We start from the raw sequence: 15,693 nt of genomic DNA, 5'->3' as shown, positions 1-15,693 counted from the left end.
GCATCCCCTGGTAGGTCTTTAACTCTTGCCAATAACGTAGGTGTTGCCACCTAAGTCTGGTAAACTCTGGACTTCTTTCAAAGCCCCCGCTATAATCGGTACTCCGATTTAGCGGCGGGTTGTTTACTTCTTCTTATCCTATGGATCGATCAATCGGGAAAGAGCGATTTCTACAGTATGGTTCTGATTTCCAGGCTTGTTTGACCAATTTTGAATCAGCCCTTGCCATTTCTAAATTCACCAATGCTGTTGAACTAGGTATTCTAAGCCCAATCGAGAGGAAAACATCAGCCTGTAAGCCTCCTGTTCTCCAGGTAACAGTCCATGTTCCAGTAGAGCAAGAGCTTCAGCTTTACTGCGAATGGGAACCAAACAAGAATGCTCTCCCCACTGCTTTGAGCGAAAATGGCGATCGGGCATTTCCGTTTGCACCACAAAGACCAAATCAACTTCCCCCGTAATCGGGTTGCCAGACATACCAACAAACCGAGTATTCGTGTCATTTAAGGTCATGGCAACATTCACTTCTTCCCACAACTCCCGTTGAGCATCTTGATAAAAATTGATGTCTTGAACTGTAGGAGAAAATGTAGCCCAACCCGCCACAAAATTGAGAACGCCTGTGTAATCCGATGCATTCAACCGCTTACCAATGTAGACATTACCATCCGTGGTCAGAGGAACTACCGCAACCCCAATTCCTCTGGCAAAATAAGCGTAGGGATCGTGGTAATTTGTCAGACCACGCATCATCAGCTTTAGTGCTTCCAACGAACTACGAGTCAAATCTAGACGACAACGGGGATAGGTAGTGGGTCCAACTTCCAGGGTGAAGGTGTCTTGACTGCGAGACCAGAATCCAGCCACTCCCGCTCCAGACCAGCGGACTTTGCGATCGTCATAACTTCCGGGTTTCGTGCCATCTGCGAGGAGACCATTACGAATCTGAGGGTTAATCGCAGCTTCCAAGTAAGCATGGAACTGCGTGTCAACCGGATCATCATTGAGATTTTGAGGACCATGCCCCTCCCGCACCTGAATTCTGGTTACGCCTGCCACCCAATCGGGATGGATCAAGTGAACAAAGTCGCGACCTGCAATCAGAGCCTCAGATAACGCTTTACCCTGGGGCAAATCGAAGAGAGCCGCAACTACCTGCTCACGACAGGCAAGATATTCGGAGGTTTGAGAGAGGGGAGATTCAAGCACTTTCCAATTGCTCACAAAGCTGATAGAACTGGTGAATTTTGGCGATGATAAAATCTAGTTCTTCATCAGTCAAACTATAGGATGACGGCAAAGACATTCCTCGCTCATAAGCAGATGTACTGACGGGATAGGTCATGCTTGGATCGGCCCAGCCTTGATAGCAAGGTTGAAGATGAAGCGGACAGAAAAAGAGTCGAGTTTGAATTCCCTGTTTTGCTAAATAGTCAGCCAGTTCAGCCCGGTTTTCAGCATAGAAAGAGGTAAACCAGTGGACCGGCTTACAGCGTGGGTCAATAAACATCGGCTGCAACTGGGGCACATCTGCTAAACCAGCCATGTAAGCTTCATAAATTTGCTGTTTGCGCCCAATAATTGCAGGTAACTTTCTGATCTGGGCAACACCAATAGCTGCCTGCATTTCTGTCATGGAAAAATTAAAGCCAATATGTTCGTGGACAAAGGTGCCGCGACGCGATCGCCCATGATTCTTCAGCCGACGGCAGGTCTGGGCAATAGTATCACTGTCGGTTACAATAATCCCACCTTCACCACAGGTAATCGTTTTGTTGCCATAGAAGGAAATGGCACCTGCGTCTCCGTAATAGCCTACATGACGATCGTTGAACTCTACTCCAATCGCCTGTGCTGCATCTTCAATCACCTTCAACTCAAAGCGTTTAGCAAAGGCGAGTACTGCATCCATATCTGCACTTTGACCGTACAAATGGACAGGCATAATCGCTTTGGTTCTGTCATTGACTAGCGCTGCGGCTGCCTCTACATCAATGCACAGCGTATCTGCTCTAACTGGGCAAAAGACGGGCTTAGCCCCTGCCATAATCACCGCATTCGAGGAAGCAACAAAGGTCAGGTTGGGGACAATCACCTCATCTCCATGACCGATATCCAGAGCCTTGAGGATGCAGTATAAAGCAGCAGTACCGTTGCAAACAGCAATTGCATGTTTTGCCCCCGTTAGAGCTTTAATGCCAGCTTCAAACTCCTCTGTCACTTTATTCTCGGTTAAGTAGGTTGATTCCATCACCCGCTTAACTTCAAGCCATTCACTATCGTCAATCCAAGGTTGAATTTGAGGGATCATATCAATTTTCTTTGAGATAGTTTAGTCTTAAATGTGGAGAATTCAACCACCGTTACGCCAGCACTTTGGGCCAAGCATTTTAAGCGAGATACGAATTCTCCCGTTGCGCGAAGACCAACAGACTTTCCAAATAGTTTTTGGAAAGCTTTGTTGAAATGTTTTTCCAGTTTGATAGTGTTTCCAAGACTCAGTATTTCATGAACCAATTTCCCGTGTAATGATTTGCGATGCGCGGTTAGCTTTCTTTCGAGATAGGCCGGGGCAGACCTGCGCGTTTTCGGTGAAGTAAATCTTAAATTTCTATTGTTACCAAGCCAAGCAAAATTCCGCTCCACCACCCATTTGCGAGGTAATATCTTAAAACCGGGTTCGTTGCGTTTAACAATCTCCAACTTACAGCCACAAACAATGAATACTGAATCTTCCAGTTGACCCCGATATCCTTGAGCGGCCCAAATAATAAGTTGTAAACTTTCCGCATCATCAACAGCTTCTAGTAAAACCGCTTTGGCTCCACACCGCAAGCACTTTCCAGCCTATTATCTTCGTTTCAAACCAACCTCTTAGATACGTTTACCGTGACTTCTGTAAGGGTGTGCAGATCTGGATCTGCAGGATCAAAAGGAACATCCAGTAGCGCAATTTGTTCGCTATCCTCTAGGTAGCGCAAGGTGTGAAGCATGTAAGGCTTAATCTGAACTCCTTCTCCTGGGTTCAAAATAAACTGCTGTTTTTGTTGGGGATTATCGCAATCTTGCAGTTCCACCTCTGCCTTACCGCGCACCAGAAAAATAACTTCATTGGTTTTAGTATGGAAATGCCCGCCTCGAATCTGCCCTGCTTGAGTTTTGACAAAATTTACTTCTTGCCAAAGTCCTTGATTCACAAGACCCAGAAATAAACCCCTTTGATCCGAGCGGTTCATGTAGCAAGGTATCTTTCCAGCTTCAAACACTATTTCACCTCAATCAATAACATAGCAAACATACCACAGCTGCATCATCAGAAAAATGGGTAGAAACCCCGTCCTTATAGGACGGCTTTACAGTTACCACTACTGCCTTGCGGTTGCTTGAATCGGTGTACTTTTGTGTTGTACTTTCAGCGGGACAGTTACCGCCTCGAATCTTGCAACCCTGTACACATAGTGTTTTGTTTTGCTCGCCATGAGCCTCCCTTTCGGGGTAAAGTTAGCAAGGCCAATGTTTTAAGAGCTTGTTAGACTTGCAGCACTGTTTCAGTGACCTTAAAACTGTTTAACTGCAAATGACAGAGCAGGGAACTAGCTACGCATTCTCCGGTGTCGTGACTCAAAAAACGTAGACAAGGAAAGTCTTAGGCTGGTCAGGATGGCTTGTTATATTTCTCTTCCAAGCTTCATGCCTTTAGGCTGAGGTTCCTGACAGGCTTGTACAGATGCTCCAATTCCTAGCAGAAATTAGCAACATCTGGCACCTAACTAATAGGCCCAACGATCCGCTTTCCGCCAATTATTTACGTATATACCGCTGGCTCCTACCAACTCAAGTACAATCTCGTATAAGATATTAGTAAACGAGCGGTATTGTCAAGTCAGATTAGTCGGAATTTAGGGGAAATACACACAAAAGTATAATATGCATCGTAGGAATTACGCACTGTAACGGCAGCACAAGGATTTCAGCTTGTTTATCGGCGGCAAAAATGACGTAATTTCGTACTCAGTGCGTAAGTACAAGTACCTAAATCATTTAGGCAATCTTTATGATATTATCTGATTGCCCGTTCAACACTGACAGTAGTATCCATCCATGCTGGCAAGTCTTCTCACGATACGCCGCGCTCGTGGTGCTTTAGGTACCATAGCAATTCCTCAGGAAAGAAATATTCCTCTTTTGATTGATTCTAATTACCCATAGCCGTAATGTCTCATTCTCCTTGGTGGAAGTCTGCTGTTATTTATCAGACTTATATACGCAGCTTTCAGGACTCGAATGGAGATGGCATCGGTGATATCCCAGGCATTATCCAGCGACTGGATTATTTAGAATGGCTTGGGATAGATGCCGTATGGGTGACACCATTCTATCCCTCTCCCATGGCTGATTTTGGCTATGATGTTAGCGACCATACAAATGTTGACCCTGTCTTTGGAACGCTTTCAGATATAGATAGCTTGATCCGAAATTTGCATGGTAGCAATCTCAAGATCTTGATTGACTTTGTTGCCCCGCATACTTCCGATCGGCATCAGTGGTTTATAGAATCCCGCAGTTCGCGTTTTCATCCCAAGCGAGACTGGTACATATGGAAAGATCCAAATGCAGATGGTGGACCTCCCAATAATTGGCTCGGTCGTTTTGATGGGCTTTCTGCCTGGGAATGGGATGGCAAAACAGAGCAATACTATCTACACTCGTTTCTCAAGGAGCAGCCAGATATCAATTGGCGTAACCCCGATGCCAAGCAGGCGATGTTGGATGTACTACATTTTTGGTTGCAGCGAGGCGTGGATGGAATTCGAGTTGATGCCGCCTATCGTGCGTTCAAGGATCCGCAGTTTCGAGATAACCCGGTGAATCCCGACTGGCATCCCGGCATGGAACCATCAGATCGCCTGTTTGAAGTCTTCAGTAAGAATATACCGGAAATTCACGATTTCAATCGGATGCTGCGGACGCTTGTCGAGCAGTATGGCCATCGTCTTTTGATTGGTGAACTGTATAAGTCACTCGAGGAAATTATCAAGCACTATGGCTCAAATGATGAACTTCATTTACCACTAAATTCGGAATTGATGTCAGTCCGATGTCAGTGGAGCGCAGAGTGCGTCCGAGAAATTGTCGATCGTTACGAGAGACTGTTGCCTGAAGGTGCATGGCCCAATTGGACATTGGGGAATCATGACAAGCATCGCGTCGCCAGCAGAATTGGGATTTCTCAAGCCAAAATCGGCATGATGCTATTGCTCACCCTGCGTGGGACACCAACGATCTACTACGGAGAAGAACTGGGAATGGAGGACGCCTGGATTCCCTCCGAACACATCCAAGATCCTTGGGAAAAAAAAGCTCCCGGTATAGGGGTTGGGCGGGATTGTGAGCGCACACCAATGCTCTGGGATCGCTCTGCTAATGCAGGTTTCTGTCCGCCCTCAGTCTGGCCCTGGTTACCCATCACTCATGACTACAGCAATATCAACGTCGAGGCACAGAAGCAAGACTCCCGCTCCTTCCTCTCCCTGACGAGGGCGCTGTTGCACTTGCGTCGGCAACAACCCGCACTACAGCTTGGTGACTACGTTTCTTTATACTCACCATCACAGCTGTTCTGCTATCGACGCTTTGACGAGACATCGGATCTTGTTGTGGCATTGAACTTCAGTTCTGAATACCAGAAATGGGTATTACCGATTGAGTTTCGTAACCAGTCAAAAGTTCTCCTCTCCACATTTATGGATCGCCAGGGTGGATGCCTGGGAGATACCCTTGAGCTACGAGGAAATGAAGGTCTGATCCTCGAGCGTAGCTATCAATCACAATCACCTCATACGAAGGAGCAAAGATGAGCTATTAATCTTTTGACACTGTACAATCGCTAGATCTTTGCAACCTCCATCCTGTCAAACTATTCCCACTCGTCATTATTATTATGAGTACTGAGCGCACGATCGTTTTCTCCACAAAGCATCAAGCGACCATGAAAGATCAGATTACGCCAGATATGGGCAAAGATTCGGTTTTCATGGATTTATTTCAGCAGGTAAGTCCGTACACAATGACCAGCGTAGAGGCACTCTTTGCGCTTTATACATCAGTAAATTATGTCCTCGATCGCAACATACCCGGTGATATTGTCGAGTGCGGAGTTTGGAGAGGAGGAAGCGCTTTACTGGCAGCTTTGATTTTGAAAGCGCGAAACGTCAGCGATCGCAAGCTATATCTGTATGACACATTTCAGGGTATGCCAACCCCCACAGAATTTGATGTGGACAAATATGGACGTACCGGCTTTGAAATGATGGAGCAATATGGGGACGACATTGGTTGGTGTTATGCTTTATTGGAAGACGTTCAAGCCGCTTTCTCGGTTCATAATTTTGATTTTGAGATTCAGTTTGTTCAAGGCGATGTCATTGAGACATTGGAAAAGATTAAACCAGAAACCATCTCTGTGCTGCGTCTAGATACCGATTGGTATGAATCTACTGCTGTTGAGTTTCAACATCTCTACCCTCGCCTCTCGACAGGAGGCGTTCTGATCGTTGATGATTATGGCTGTTGGGCAGGATCCCGCAAAGCTACTGATGACTACTTCCGTGAGGTTCCAGGGCCAATGCTGATACGCATTGATAAGGAAGTGCGGCTTGGAATCAAGATCTAGACTGATGATTTCTTAGTAAACTATAGCGTTTCTTAAGCCAATGAGTTACATCATGTCCGGTCGATTACCCATAATTAGCAGCCGGGACACGGCATTATTAACGTTATCTGTTTGTCCGAGATATCTATGATGCCGTGTCCCTACGCAACAACGGGGTAAGGTTTTTTTATTATGGGCAATTTAACGGACATGATATTACAAGCAAGGGGCTTAAGCCCCTTTTTGGGTGGGATATGGTGTACTTTACCAGTTGAGGAATTGCTATGTGGGGGGTTAGTGAAATATCATGAAAATTAATGCAAAAATGGAACCCGATCCCAGAAGCGATCGCTCTTCAGAAAAGAATTCCAGCTATGACTATAATTTAGAGGGGATTAGAGGGCTTGCTGCACTTTCAGTAGCAGGACTTCATGTTTTGTCTATGAAAAACTTTTTAGACCCTACCTACCATCCCAATATTTATTTTGGTTATTTACAAGCGGGAAGGAGTGCTGTTTTATTATTTTTTGTTCTCTCAGGCTACGTCATTGGCTTAACAACCACAAAAGAATTCTCAATTCAGCATTTTCGTAACTATATATCACGCCGAGCTATTAGAATTTTACCAATTTATTTTATTGCTATTTGTTTCGCAGTATTGGCTGAACCGAAGGAAAAATTAAATATAGTTTTAGGAAATTTATTATTTTTGCAAAATTTTGATAAATACTTTGATTTTTCCCTAGAACCTATAGCAGGTAATGCAGCTGTATGGAGTTTAAATTACGAAATTCTATATTATTTAGTTTTTATCTTAGTCTGGTGGTGGCGACCTCAAATCTTAACTTTATTTTTATCGGCTCTTCTAATCAGTGTTATTGGCTGGTTTATTCCGTTATTTCCACAATTTATTTCTGCTTATGCAACCGGATGGATTTTTTGGTTGAGTGGGCTATTATTAGCATGTAAAGTACAAGCCTCTAGTGAGAGAGAATCATTTTTACCTCTGATTAGCTATATTTTATTATTTCATGCTACCAATCATTTTTCCACAGGTAAATGGATTTTAAACGCGCTAGGTGTTCCCAATCCAGTTGCTAGTTTTGTCAATTTTTCTGAACTAACAACTCTGCCAATCTGTATATTAATAATTTGTGAAATCACACGGCGCTATTTTTATGGTTTTAATTATTTGCGGTTACTCTGTTTCCTGATCCCTAGTTTTCACCTGTCTGCGATCGTTTGGCAAGGAGGTGTTTTGCAAGAACCGAAATTGGTAGCAGCATCTTTGTACGCTATACTTGCAATTTTATTGGTTAAATATGATACATCTGTCAATATATTGAAAAAAATGAGTTTTATGGGTAGTATTTCTTATGCATTTTATCTATTACATATGCCGATTGAGATACTAATGCATAAATATTTTCCTTGGCAGGGAACAGTTTTGAGTTTTTTACTAGGTTTATTAATTTGGCTTGTTATCACAATATCATTATCAAGTTTTCTAGAGCTTGTTATACAACCTAGGATTAAATACTATTTAAGCACATGCTTGTTATTAGAAATGATTGAGAATAGAAGCATGGCTTTTGATACTGCATCTATTAAACTTGAAGAAGGGGGAAAATCTAATTAAGGCTTTGAGAATTATGGTGAGAAATTCGGGGGTATAGTCTTTGTTAGTGGAATTAAAAAATGAAGAAAGTTGAGGCTTATGCAAATGCTTGAAGAACCCGTTTTCATTACCCTGTGTGACGCGGACAGTCCACTCGTCCAGCCACTGTATTCATCATTGCAGGGTAACTTGCGTATTATCGAGAATTACTCTCCGCGACTGGGACTGCTCTCAAAGATCTTCAAGGTTCGCGAATTCTTAGCTTCTGATACCGATATTGCTGACGACGCAATCATAGTCTTTACGGATGCCTATGATGTGCTGTGCATTCGTTACGATCCTGCCGGATTGGCAGCAGACTTCCGTGCCACAGGCAGAGATCTTATCTTCGGTGCCGAAACTGTATTCTGCCACCACAGTGCCGATGTACTTCCCTTCTTTTTGTCTAACTATTTAGGGCAGCCAGCAAAGTATCTCAACAGTGGCTTTATCATTTGCTACAAATGGGCCTATCTCCGGATGCTTAACTATATTACCAGTAATTTTGTGGATAAATACATGACGGATTGCCGTCAGAATGACCAGCGTGTAATTTCGCGATTCATGTTAGAAAACTCTGAAATGGGTTTGTTGAACATGGATATCGACAGCAAGTTCAAATTCTGCTATACCCACACATACGACAATAATCCACTATGCCGTGACAAATTGGTGTCTTATTTTGTCCATGTAACCTGGCTGGCACTGGAAATACAGAAACAAGCCTACGAGGAGATCCGGAGAGTTTTCAATCTTTAGAAATTGCAGCAGGACTGATTGAAAGTTGATCGAGATAATCTGGAACCTTGCTCCTACTTCCTTCTCTTTTGCAGCTCACAGACATAAAATTCCTCAAGTCGTTGCATGTGATTCTTTATGTCGTATTGTTGGGCACAGAGAAAAGCGTTGTTAACGATCTTTTCTCTCAGGCGCGAATCGCTTAAGAGTGCTAATATTCCTTCGGCAATTTGAGCGCTGTTCTTGTAATCAACAACCCAGGCATTCTCTTTGTGTACAGCACAATCCAAAGCACTACCGGCAAGGGTAATAACCGATGGAACTCTGGAAAGCATGGCATCTACATACACCTGCCCGAACGTCTCTTGAATAGAATCGGTAGGCGCATGGACAAAAACATCAAATAATCTGAACAAAGCGAAAAGGTCTTCTTCAAATGGGATTTCAATATAGCTATGCTCAGGTAATTGCGCCAACTTGTCTGTGATGCTGATAATGTCCTCGTATTGAGGTGCAACAATGTCTTCTTTGCGCGCATTACGAATTTTCTCCTCCAGGCTGGCACGATTTGTATGTGTCCCGGAAAGAACTAACATGGCATTGGGATAAGCTTCGAGAACCTGCTTGTGTGCTTCAATGACATATTCAATTCCTTTCCATCTGACATACCGCGCCGCCACACCGATAACAGGACCGTGATGATTGGCTAGATATTTAGTTCGCAATTTATCAATGCGCGAAGTCTCTACATTCTCAAATTCCCTGGTATCAAATCCCGTCGGTATAAGTGTGATTTTATCATCAGGTATGCCGTCTTCTATCATGCCTTGCTTGCTTTTATTGGTAACAGCAATCACATTGGTGGCACATTCCCATATCAAGCGATGCTTGCTTGGATCATGACGCGAATAGTATTTAATCGAAGGATGTTCTCTGGTGAAGATTCTTACTGGAACATGGGCGTAATAAGCCGCTTGCATTCCAGCCAAGCTTCCCGCGAACCAATGAGTATGAACAATATCAGTCTTATTTTTGAGCAAGTGTTCATAAAGAAATTTGACGATTTCTGGGGTATTGCTATAGTCCTGATAGGAAGTAACAGTGCAAGGAATATGCATCTGGTTTAAAAAGGAGATTATCGGATCGCCTTCATTCAGAATGACATAGTCAATTGCGAACTTACTCTTATCGATATATTTGGCAACCAATTCAAAGGGAACCCAACGAATATGGTGCGTGAAGATATAGGTAATTTTAATTCTCTGATCTGCTATGGTCATAACTGTGGAACTGGTAGTCTTTGTATGGGTGATTGGGGATGTTCATTAGACTTCTCCAACAAACAAACTCTGCCGCGATCGCTCCCATATTATAATGTAATTTTACGCTGAATAAAATGAGCCAACTGCGGGAATATATAGAAAAACATCCCTGAGAAACCCAGAGACTATTGGGGATTGACTATGACAAATTAAGTTGTGTAACTGCTAATAGCTAATCGCTAATCGCTAATGTCAGGAAAAATACTATATTAGCAATTAGCAATTAGCTATCCATACACTACCGTGGTAGACAGTCAATAAAATTTGGTCAGTTTTTCGGGAAAAAACCTCAAACCCTGAGCTGATAGTTGGTTTTAGACTGCCTGCCGTTCCCTTGGTAACAAAAGAGGGATAACGAAAGGACTTACTTGTGAACAACTGATATCATGTCCAATAGCAACGGTTGTGTAACTGCTAATAGCTAATCGCTAATGGCTGCTGTCTGGCAATTGACAATTAGCAATGAGCAATTAGCAATTAGCCATCCATACACTACCGATCTCTCGCGGACATGATATGATACCAATACTTGGTCAATTGCTGCCAATACATCCCCATCCAGTTGTACTCCTGATGCAGCAGCGTTATCCACAATTTGTTCCGGACGACTAGCACCAATAATCGCTGAAGATACATACTCAGAACCTAGTACCCAAGCCAGAGCTAACTGTGCCATACTCAACCCTAATTCTTGGGCAATGGGTTTGAGTTTCTGTACTGCTGTCAGAATCGGATCGCTGAATAACTCTTGCAGTAAAAACCAATTCATTTTTTCATTAGCAGCGCGAGAATTTTGCGGTGGAACTTGTCCTGGCTGGTATTTGCCTGTCAGTACACCTTGAGCTAATGGCGACCAAACAATCTGACCAATACCATTAGCTGCACACAATGGAAACACAAGAGCTTCCGGCTGGCGCCACAGCATAGAATACTGAGGCTGACTGGAAACAAAGCGTTCAACATCAGCCAGATTGCACGCAGCTTGAATTTGCTCACAACTCCACTCGCTAAAGCCGATGTAACGAGCTTTTCCCTGACGCACTACCTCAGTGAGTGCCGTCATGGTTTCCTCCAAAGGTGTATTCGGATCGTAGCGATGGCATTGATACAGGTCAACATAATCGGTACGCAATCGGCTTAAGGAAGCATCTATTTGTTTTCTGATCTGGACTGCTGACAGTCCTCGGTCATTAGGTGATGTAGGGAAGAAGACTTTGGTCGCCAGGATATACTTGGAGCGATCAATTCCTTGTAATACTTCCCCCAGAAATGACTCAGCACCACCAGCCGCATAGGAATTAGAAGTGTCAATGAAGTTAATGCCAACATCAAAGGCTTTGTAAATGCAAGCCTCTGCATTTTGCTGTTCTACACCCTCATGAATACCCCAGGAACCAAGACTGATTTCAGAAATATGCAATTCGTTCCCAATTTTCTATATTTCATTTTGATGTCCTATTTCACTGGTATTTCGAGCTTCATTTACGAAAAAATGAAGCTGATTCGTCAAAATGATTGTAGCCGTTTCAGGTACTACAGGACAATCAGGGTTTGGGCGGTATGAGGTGTTGGCACGGCTTGAGGTAGGGGGAGTAAAAAAGGTTCAGCCATTCCCAAGCGTGCCGCCGGACACGACTTGGTTAAAAACTCCAGCACGGAACGGTCAATGTTCACAATTTAACAACCTCCTTTTCCTCATTTGATTGCAATGTCATAGGTATCTGTATTCCCAGAGTTAAACTGCAAGACAACATGAACGTGAATAAAGCTAACCATAAAAAATGATTGCTATGAAAATAAAAGGTTGATAAAGATAGAAAGATAAGTCCCAGCGAGCCACTGACCAAGTAAGTATTGCGTACAGCAGCGCCCTCACCCAAGCCGGCAAAATATCCATCTAGAATATAAGCAACTCCCGCCCCCACTACAACAAGGAGTACCCAAGGGATATAAGTTTTAGCGGGTTCTATCAATTCTGAGTGGTTAGTGAGCAGATGAAATATAGGGTCTGGAAAAAATACAGTAGCCAGCCCAACCACTAAACCAATCACCAGGTTAATTCCTAATGCAATTTGCAGGAGTGGTACGAACTTATGGGTTGCTCCTTGACCTTTAAAGTTACCAGTTAAAGTTGCAGTAGCGTATTCTACTCCATCACACATGTACATGCTTAATGCTACCATTTGGAGAAGTAAAACATTTTCAGCCAGAACACCATTCCCTAATGTCGCACTAAAAGCATTGAAAAGAATAAAAATAGCTACGATAACGATAGCCCTAACAGATAGATTGCGATTCAGAGCAAAAGGAGTTTGCAAAGCCGACAAATTTAGCACTTTTCCTGCTAAAGCAGTTATTTCTTTTAACGTAACTTGACGGCTAATCATCACTAGCCCGACAAATAAGGTTATATACTGGCTAATAGCTTGCGACAACCCAGCCCCCATGCTTGACCAATCCCAAAGGACAATGTAAAGGTAATTAAGTGCGACGTTAGAAACGTTCCCAACTATAGTGAGTAAAAGGACTTTACGATTTTGTTCTTGTCCCAGCAGCCATCCAATTAAGACTAAGTTGACTAAAGCCGCAGGCGCTGCCCAAATCCGGCTATTAAAATAAGTAATCCCCGCACTTTTCACATCGGTCGTAGCGTTCAACAACATAAAGCCTAGCTGACCCAAAGGGTATTGCAGCAGCAGAAAAACCATACCCAATCCCAAAGCGATTAAAGCATTTTGTAGCCCTGTTAGAAGTATTGCTTCTCGGTCATCTCGTCCAACGGATTGAGATGTAACCGCAGTTGTTCCTGACTTGATAAACGAACAACTTTCGTAGAGAAAATCAAACACAATAGCACCTAATGCCACCCCTGCTAAATAACTAATGTTTGACAGGTGTCCCAGGAAAGCTACGCTGATTGCACCCGATAAGGGTATTGTAATATTCGACACTACGTTGACAGTAGCGATTTTCAGAAAGCGATATAGAAAGTCGTATTGCAGCAATGTCAAAGTCCCAAGGGATAGATATTCGAGTCTACTTTATCACTATTTTTTGCCTAATGCCAATTTGAAATGAAGTCAAGCAGAATCAAGGGAGGAGAATCAGGGAGCATGGTCACTAGGTGTAGCGGTCTGCAATCAAAAACAGTCCGACCTGCATTCAAGGGGATTATAGTACAGTGTGGGGCTTCTTTCGGTTTCAGCTAATCCCCATAGTGACCACCAGTAACTTTGCCACGAAAGACAATGTACTGATAAAGGTTATAGAACAACATGACGGGAATGAGGCAGCCAATAAAGACGATCATAATCACGAGCGAGCTAGGAGCGGCGGCGGCTTCGTAGATAGGGATTTCGGGGGGAATGATGTAAGGGAAGACTACTAATCCCAACCCGATGAACGTCAGCACGAAAATGAGAATTGTCCAAACGAAAGGAGCGCGTTCCTGCTTACGATCTAGGCTTTTGAGTAGTTGCCAGATCAGCAGAATCCCCAGCACAGGGATAATATCGTTTCCTTAGGCATCGGAATTACGACCTGTAGGGGCTTTTCTTGCAATTAGCAAGCGAGCAATTAGCAATTACCCAGAAAGGCCAATCATTCCGATGCAACCGGATTTGATATAATACCAAAGATATAAACAAGCGGTTGCTGGAACAAACGATTTCTCGCACTTTCATAAAAAATTGGTGTGGAAATCGTGATGAAAATTGCACCAAGCAGCGTTGTCTGGGCGGCAATTTTGGCAGTTTTGTAGTGGGTTTCTGGCAATTCATCCGTCGTTTTCCAAATTAAATAAGTCGAGCCGCTCAAAACGTAGCCCTGGATTAAAGTCAATGCCACCAGAACAGATTGCCAACTCAACCAATCCCAATTGCCGCCGATAAAGTGACCCGCTGCATCGACTTTAATCGCTTTTAGCACTGCACCAAGGGCGAATCCTTGACCCAATGCTGCGGTGAAACTTCCCACACCAAAGGCTAAATTCCAGAATAATTTTCCCTTGGCTTCTTCGCGAAATTCAAAGGCGATCGCGCGAAAAATGAATCCAAATACCATCAGGATAATTGGCATGTAAAGCGCAGTCAGGATGGTGCCATAAGCCAGAGGAAATGCGCCAAACAGTCTGCCTCCCATCAATACCAGCCAAGTTTCGTTAGCATCCCAAAAGTTGCTTAAGCTCGTCATCAAAATGCTGCGACGTTCTTCAGAGGAAGACGTGATAGACAGAATGCCTACTCCCAGGTAAAACCCATCCAACATCACATAAAGGAAGAGGAAGAGGGCTAAAATGCCAAACCAAATTTGTGGCAGAAAATAGTTGAGCGTCTCCATATTTTTTCTCCTACTGTTGCGCTTCTACGGGGCGCTCGTCGGGAACGAATTCTCCAGGAGTTGTATCGATTGCAGGTTTGGTTATTTCTAATCCCGGCACTGGTAAGTCAAATCTTGGCGCTCTGGGAACAATGCGGCTACCAAAATAGATGTATGCAATCAGCAACAAGATGTAAGTAACTGTAAAGCCTGTGAGGGATACCAAGACATTGTTAGCCAGAATATGAGAAGCAGAATCTACGGTGCGAATTTGCTCGTAGAGCGTCCACGGCTGTCGCCCAACGCAACGCACGATCCAACCCGTATCGATCGCAATAAATCCCAAAGGAGCGGCAAACATCCAGGCACGCATTAACCATCGCTGCTGAGTAATTTTTTCCTGTGAAATGTCCGGTTGCATCGGTAGCTGCACGTCGGGGCGGGTTTATTTATCCTTTGTTAGTAGGGGCGGGTTTAACCACAGGACTTACGCAAGGGCGTTCCTATCACCAAAGTTTCAAGCTGCGATCTCTGGTGACAAAGCGACGATTTTTCAGAGAAACTTTGGTGTTTGCGTAAGTCCTGAACCAAATATCTCGTGGTTCCACGGATTGATTGGTAAAACCCGCCCCTACAATAAAACTCTGGTAAAACCGGCTACCAATCTAAGACGGGACAAAATGGCCTCTCTCGAAGGGGAAAGGGGGATTTGGGAAAAGGGTAAGGGGGATTTGGGGGATTTGGGGAAGGGGGATTTGGGGAAAAGGGAAAAGGGGGATTTGGGGAAAAGGGGAAAAGGGGGAAAGGCGAAAAGGGGGAAAGCTAAAGCAAAAGTTTGTCCCTGTTTTCACCACAGACTCTTTTCTCCTCTGTTTCCCTTTGTCTTTCCTGTTGCCCTCTTTCCCCCATTATCCCCCTTCCCCAAATCCCCAAATCCCCAAATCCCCCTTCCCCCTTTTCCCAAATCCCCTTTTTAACTGTGTTGTCTTGCGCCTACCTGGTAGCCG

At 43.9% G+C, this 15,693-nt stretch carries 12 protein-coding genes and 3 pseudogenes; 4 read left to right on the top strand and 11 right to left on the bottom strand.

Annotated features, from left to right (window positions below; translation table 11 throughout):
* Positions 1-237: 237 nt before the first annotated feature.
* Genes MiSe_RS32865 through MiSe_RS32850 form a run of 4 tightly spaced genes read right to left on the bottom strand, consistent with a single transcriptional unit; the run spans position 238 to position 3,266 of the window.
* Entirely contained in the window at positions 238-1,209 is a 972-nt protein-coding gene (locus MiSe_RS32865; RefSeq protein WP_226588039.1) for a hypothetical protein, read from the bottom strand.
* Entirely contained in the window at positions 1,202-2,311 is a 1,110-nt protein-coding gene (locus tag MiSe_RS32860; protein ID WP_226588037.1) for a DegT/DnrJ/EryC1/StrS family aminotransferase, read from the bottom strand. The genes MiSe_RS32865 and MiSe_RS32860 overlap by 8 nt, the downstream gene beginning before the upstream one ends.
* Complete coding sequence (locus MiSe_RS53080) at positions 2,308-2,835, bottom strand: hypothetical protein (RefSeq protein ID WP_373872926.1); 528 nt, start codon at positions 2,833-2,835, stop codon at positions 2,308-2,310. Before MiSe_RS53080 ends, MiSe_RS32860 begins: the two co-directional genes overlap by 4 nt.
* 26 nt (positions 2,836-2,861) lie before the next feature.
* Complete coding sequence (locus tag MiSe_RS32850) at positions 2,862-3,266, bottom strand: polysaccharide biosynthesis C-terminal domain-containing protein (RefSeq protein WP_226588035.1); 405 nt, start codon at positions 3,264-3,266, stop codon at positions 2,862-2,864.
* 948 nt (positions 3,267-4,214) lie between these two features.
* On the opposite strand from MiSe_RS32850, the gene MiSe_RS32845 reads away from it, so the two are divergent.
* The 4 genes from MiSe_RS32845 (at position 4,215) to MiSe_RS32830 (ending at position 9,068) form a co-directional block, all read left to right on the top strand.
* Positions 4,215-5,858 carry an alpha-amylase family glycosyl hydrolase gene (locus tag MiSe_RS32845; RefSeq protein WP_226588033.1) on the top strand — a complete coding sequence of 548 codons (1,644 nt, stop codon included), beginning with the start codon at positions 4,215-4,217 and terminating at the stop codon, positions 5,856-5,858.
* A gap of 131 nt (positions 5,859-5,989) precedes the next feature.
* A complete protein-coding gene (locus MiSe_RS32840) occupies positions 5,990-6,673 on the top strand; it encodes a TylF/MycF/NovP-related O-methyltransferase (protein ID WP_264196747.1) in 684 nt (227 codons plus the stop codon).
* 286 nt (positions 6,674-6,959) lie between these two features.
* Positions 6,960-8,291 (top strand): acyltransferase family protein, encoded by a 1,332-nt coding sequence (locus MiSe_RS32835; protein WP_226588030.1) that lies wholly within the window; start codon positions 6,960-6,962, stop codon positions 8,289-8,291.
* Positions 8,292-8,375: 84 nt separating this feature from the next.
* A complete protein-coding gene (locus MiSe_RS32830) occupies positions 8,376-9,068 on the top strand; it encodes a glycosyltransferase domain-containing protein (protein WP_226588028.1) in 693 nt (230 codons plus the stop codon).
* A 53-nt stretch (positions 9,069-9,121) separates the two neighbouring features.
* Here the strand turns inward: MiSe_RS32830 and MiSe_RS32825 are convergent, their stop codons facing one another.
* From MiSe_RS32825 to MiSe_RS32800, 7 genes and pseudogenes are all read right to left on the bottom strand, one after another.
* Positions 9,122-10,327: a glycosyltransferase family 4 protein gene (locus tag MiSe_RS32825; RefSeq protein ID WP_226588026.1), complete on the bottom strand. Its 1,206-nt coding sequence runs from the start codon at positions 10,325-10,327 to the stop codon at positions 9,122-9,124.
* Positions 10,328-10,790: 463 nt separating this feature from the next.
* On the bottom strand, positions 10,791-11,789 hold the full coding sequence (locus MiSe_RS32820) for an aldo/keto reductase family protein (RefSeq protein WP_226588024.1): 999 nt from the start codon (positions 11,787-11,789) through the stop codon (positions 10,791-10,793).
* A 113-nt stretch (positions 11,790-11,902) separates the two neighbouring features.
* Positions 11,903-12,043: a hypothetical protein gene (locus tag MiSe_RS32815; protein ID WP_226588022.1), complete on the bottom strand. Its 141-nt coding sequence runs from the start codon at positions 12,041-12,043 to the stop codon at positions 11,903-11,905.
* The gene (gene gntT / locus MiSe_RS32810) at positions 12,040-13,374 is read right to left on the bottom strand and encodes a guanitoxin biosynthesis MATE family efflux transporter GntT (protein WP_307731587.1); all 1,335 of its coding nucleotides are present in this window, start codon (positions 13,372-13,374) and stop codon (positions 12,040-12,042) included. Before gntT ends, MiSe_RS32815 begins: the two co-directional genes overlap by 4 nt.
* 200 nt (positions 13,375-13,574) lie before the next feature.
* A pseudogene (locus MiSe_RS51360) lies at positions 13,575-13,880 on the bottom strand (cytochrome d ubiquinol oxidase subunit II); the annotation flags it as partial.
* Between the two features lie 119 nt (positions 13,881-13,999).
* Positions 14,000-14,707: pseudogene (locus tag MiSe_RS51355) on the bottom strand (cytochrome d ubiquinol oxidase subunit II); the annotation flags it as partial.
* 10 nt (positions 14,708-14,717) lie between these two features.
* Positions 14,718-15,083 (bottom strand): annotated as a pseudogene (locus MiSe_RS32800) (cytochrome ubiquinol oxidase subunit I); the annotation flags it as partial.
* Positions 15,084-15,693 lie beyond the last annotated feature (610 nt).

The sequence above is a fragment of the Microseira wollei NIES-4236 genome (assembly GCF_020521235.1).
GTDB classification, from domain to species: Bacteria; Cyanobacteriota; Cyanobacteriia; order Cyanobacteriales; family Aerosakkonemataceae; genus Microseira; species Microseira wollei.
The sequence above is the reverse complement of the archived record's forward strand: the minus strand, read 5'-3'. Positions and strand labels throughout refer to the sequence as shown.

Bases quoted from the DNA above. Each gene is read 5' to 3' on its own strand.
- MiSe_RS32860 (WP_226588037.1), bottom strand. From the start codon at position 2,311: ATGATCCCTCAAATTCAACCTTGGATTGACGATAGTGAATGGCTTGAA.
- MiSe_RS32845 (WP_226588033.1), top strand. From the start codon at position 4,215: ATGTCTCATTCTCCTTGGTGGAAGTCTGCTGTTATTTATCAGACTTAT.
- MiSe_RS32840 (WP_264196747.1), top strand. From the start codon at position 5,990: ATGAAAGATCAGATTACGCCAGATATGGGCAAAGATTCGGTTTTCATG.
- MiSe_RS32835 (WP_226588030.1), top strand. From the start codon at position 6,960: ATGAAAATTAATGCAAAAATGGAACCCGATCCCAGAAGCGATCGCTCT.
- MiSe_RS32830 (WP_226588028.1), top strand. From the start codon at position 8,376: ATGCTTGAAGAACCCGTTTTCATTACCCTGTGTGACGCGGACAGTCCA.
- MiSe_RS32825 (WP_226588026.1), bottom strand. From the start codon at position 10,327: ATGACCATAGCAGATCAGAGAATTAAAATTACCTATATCTTCACGCAC.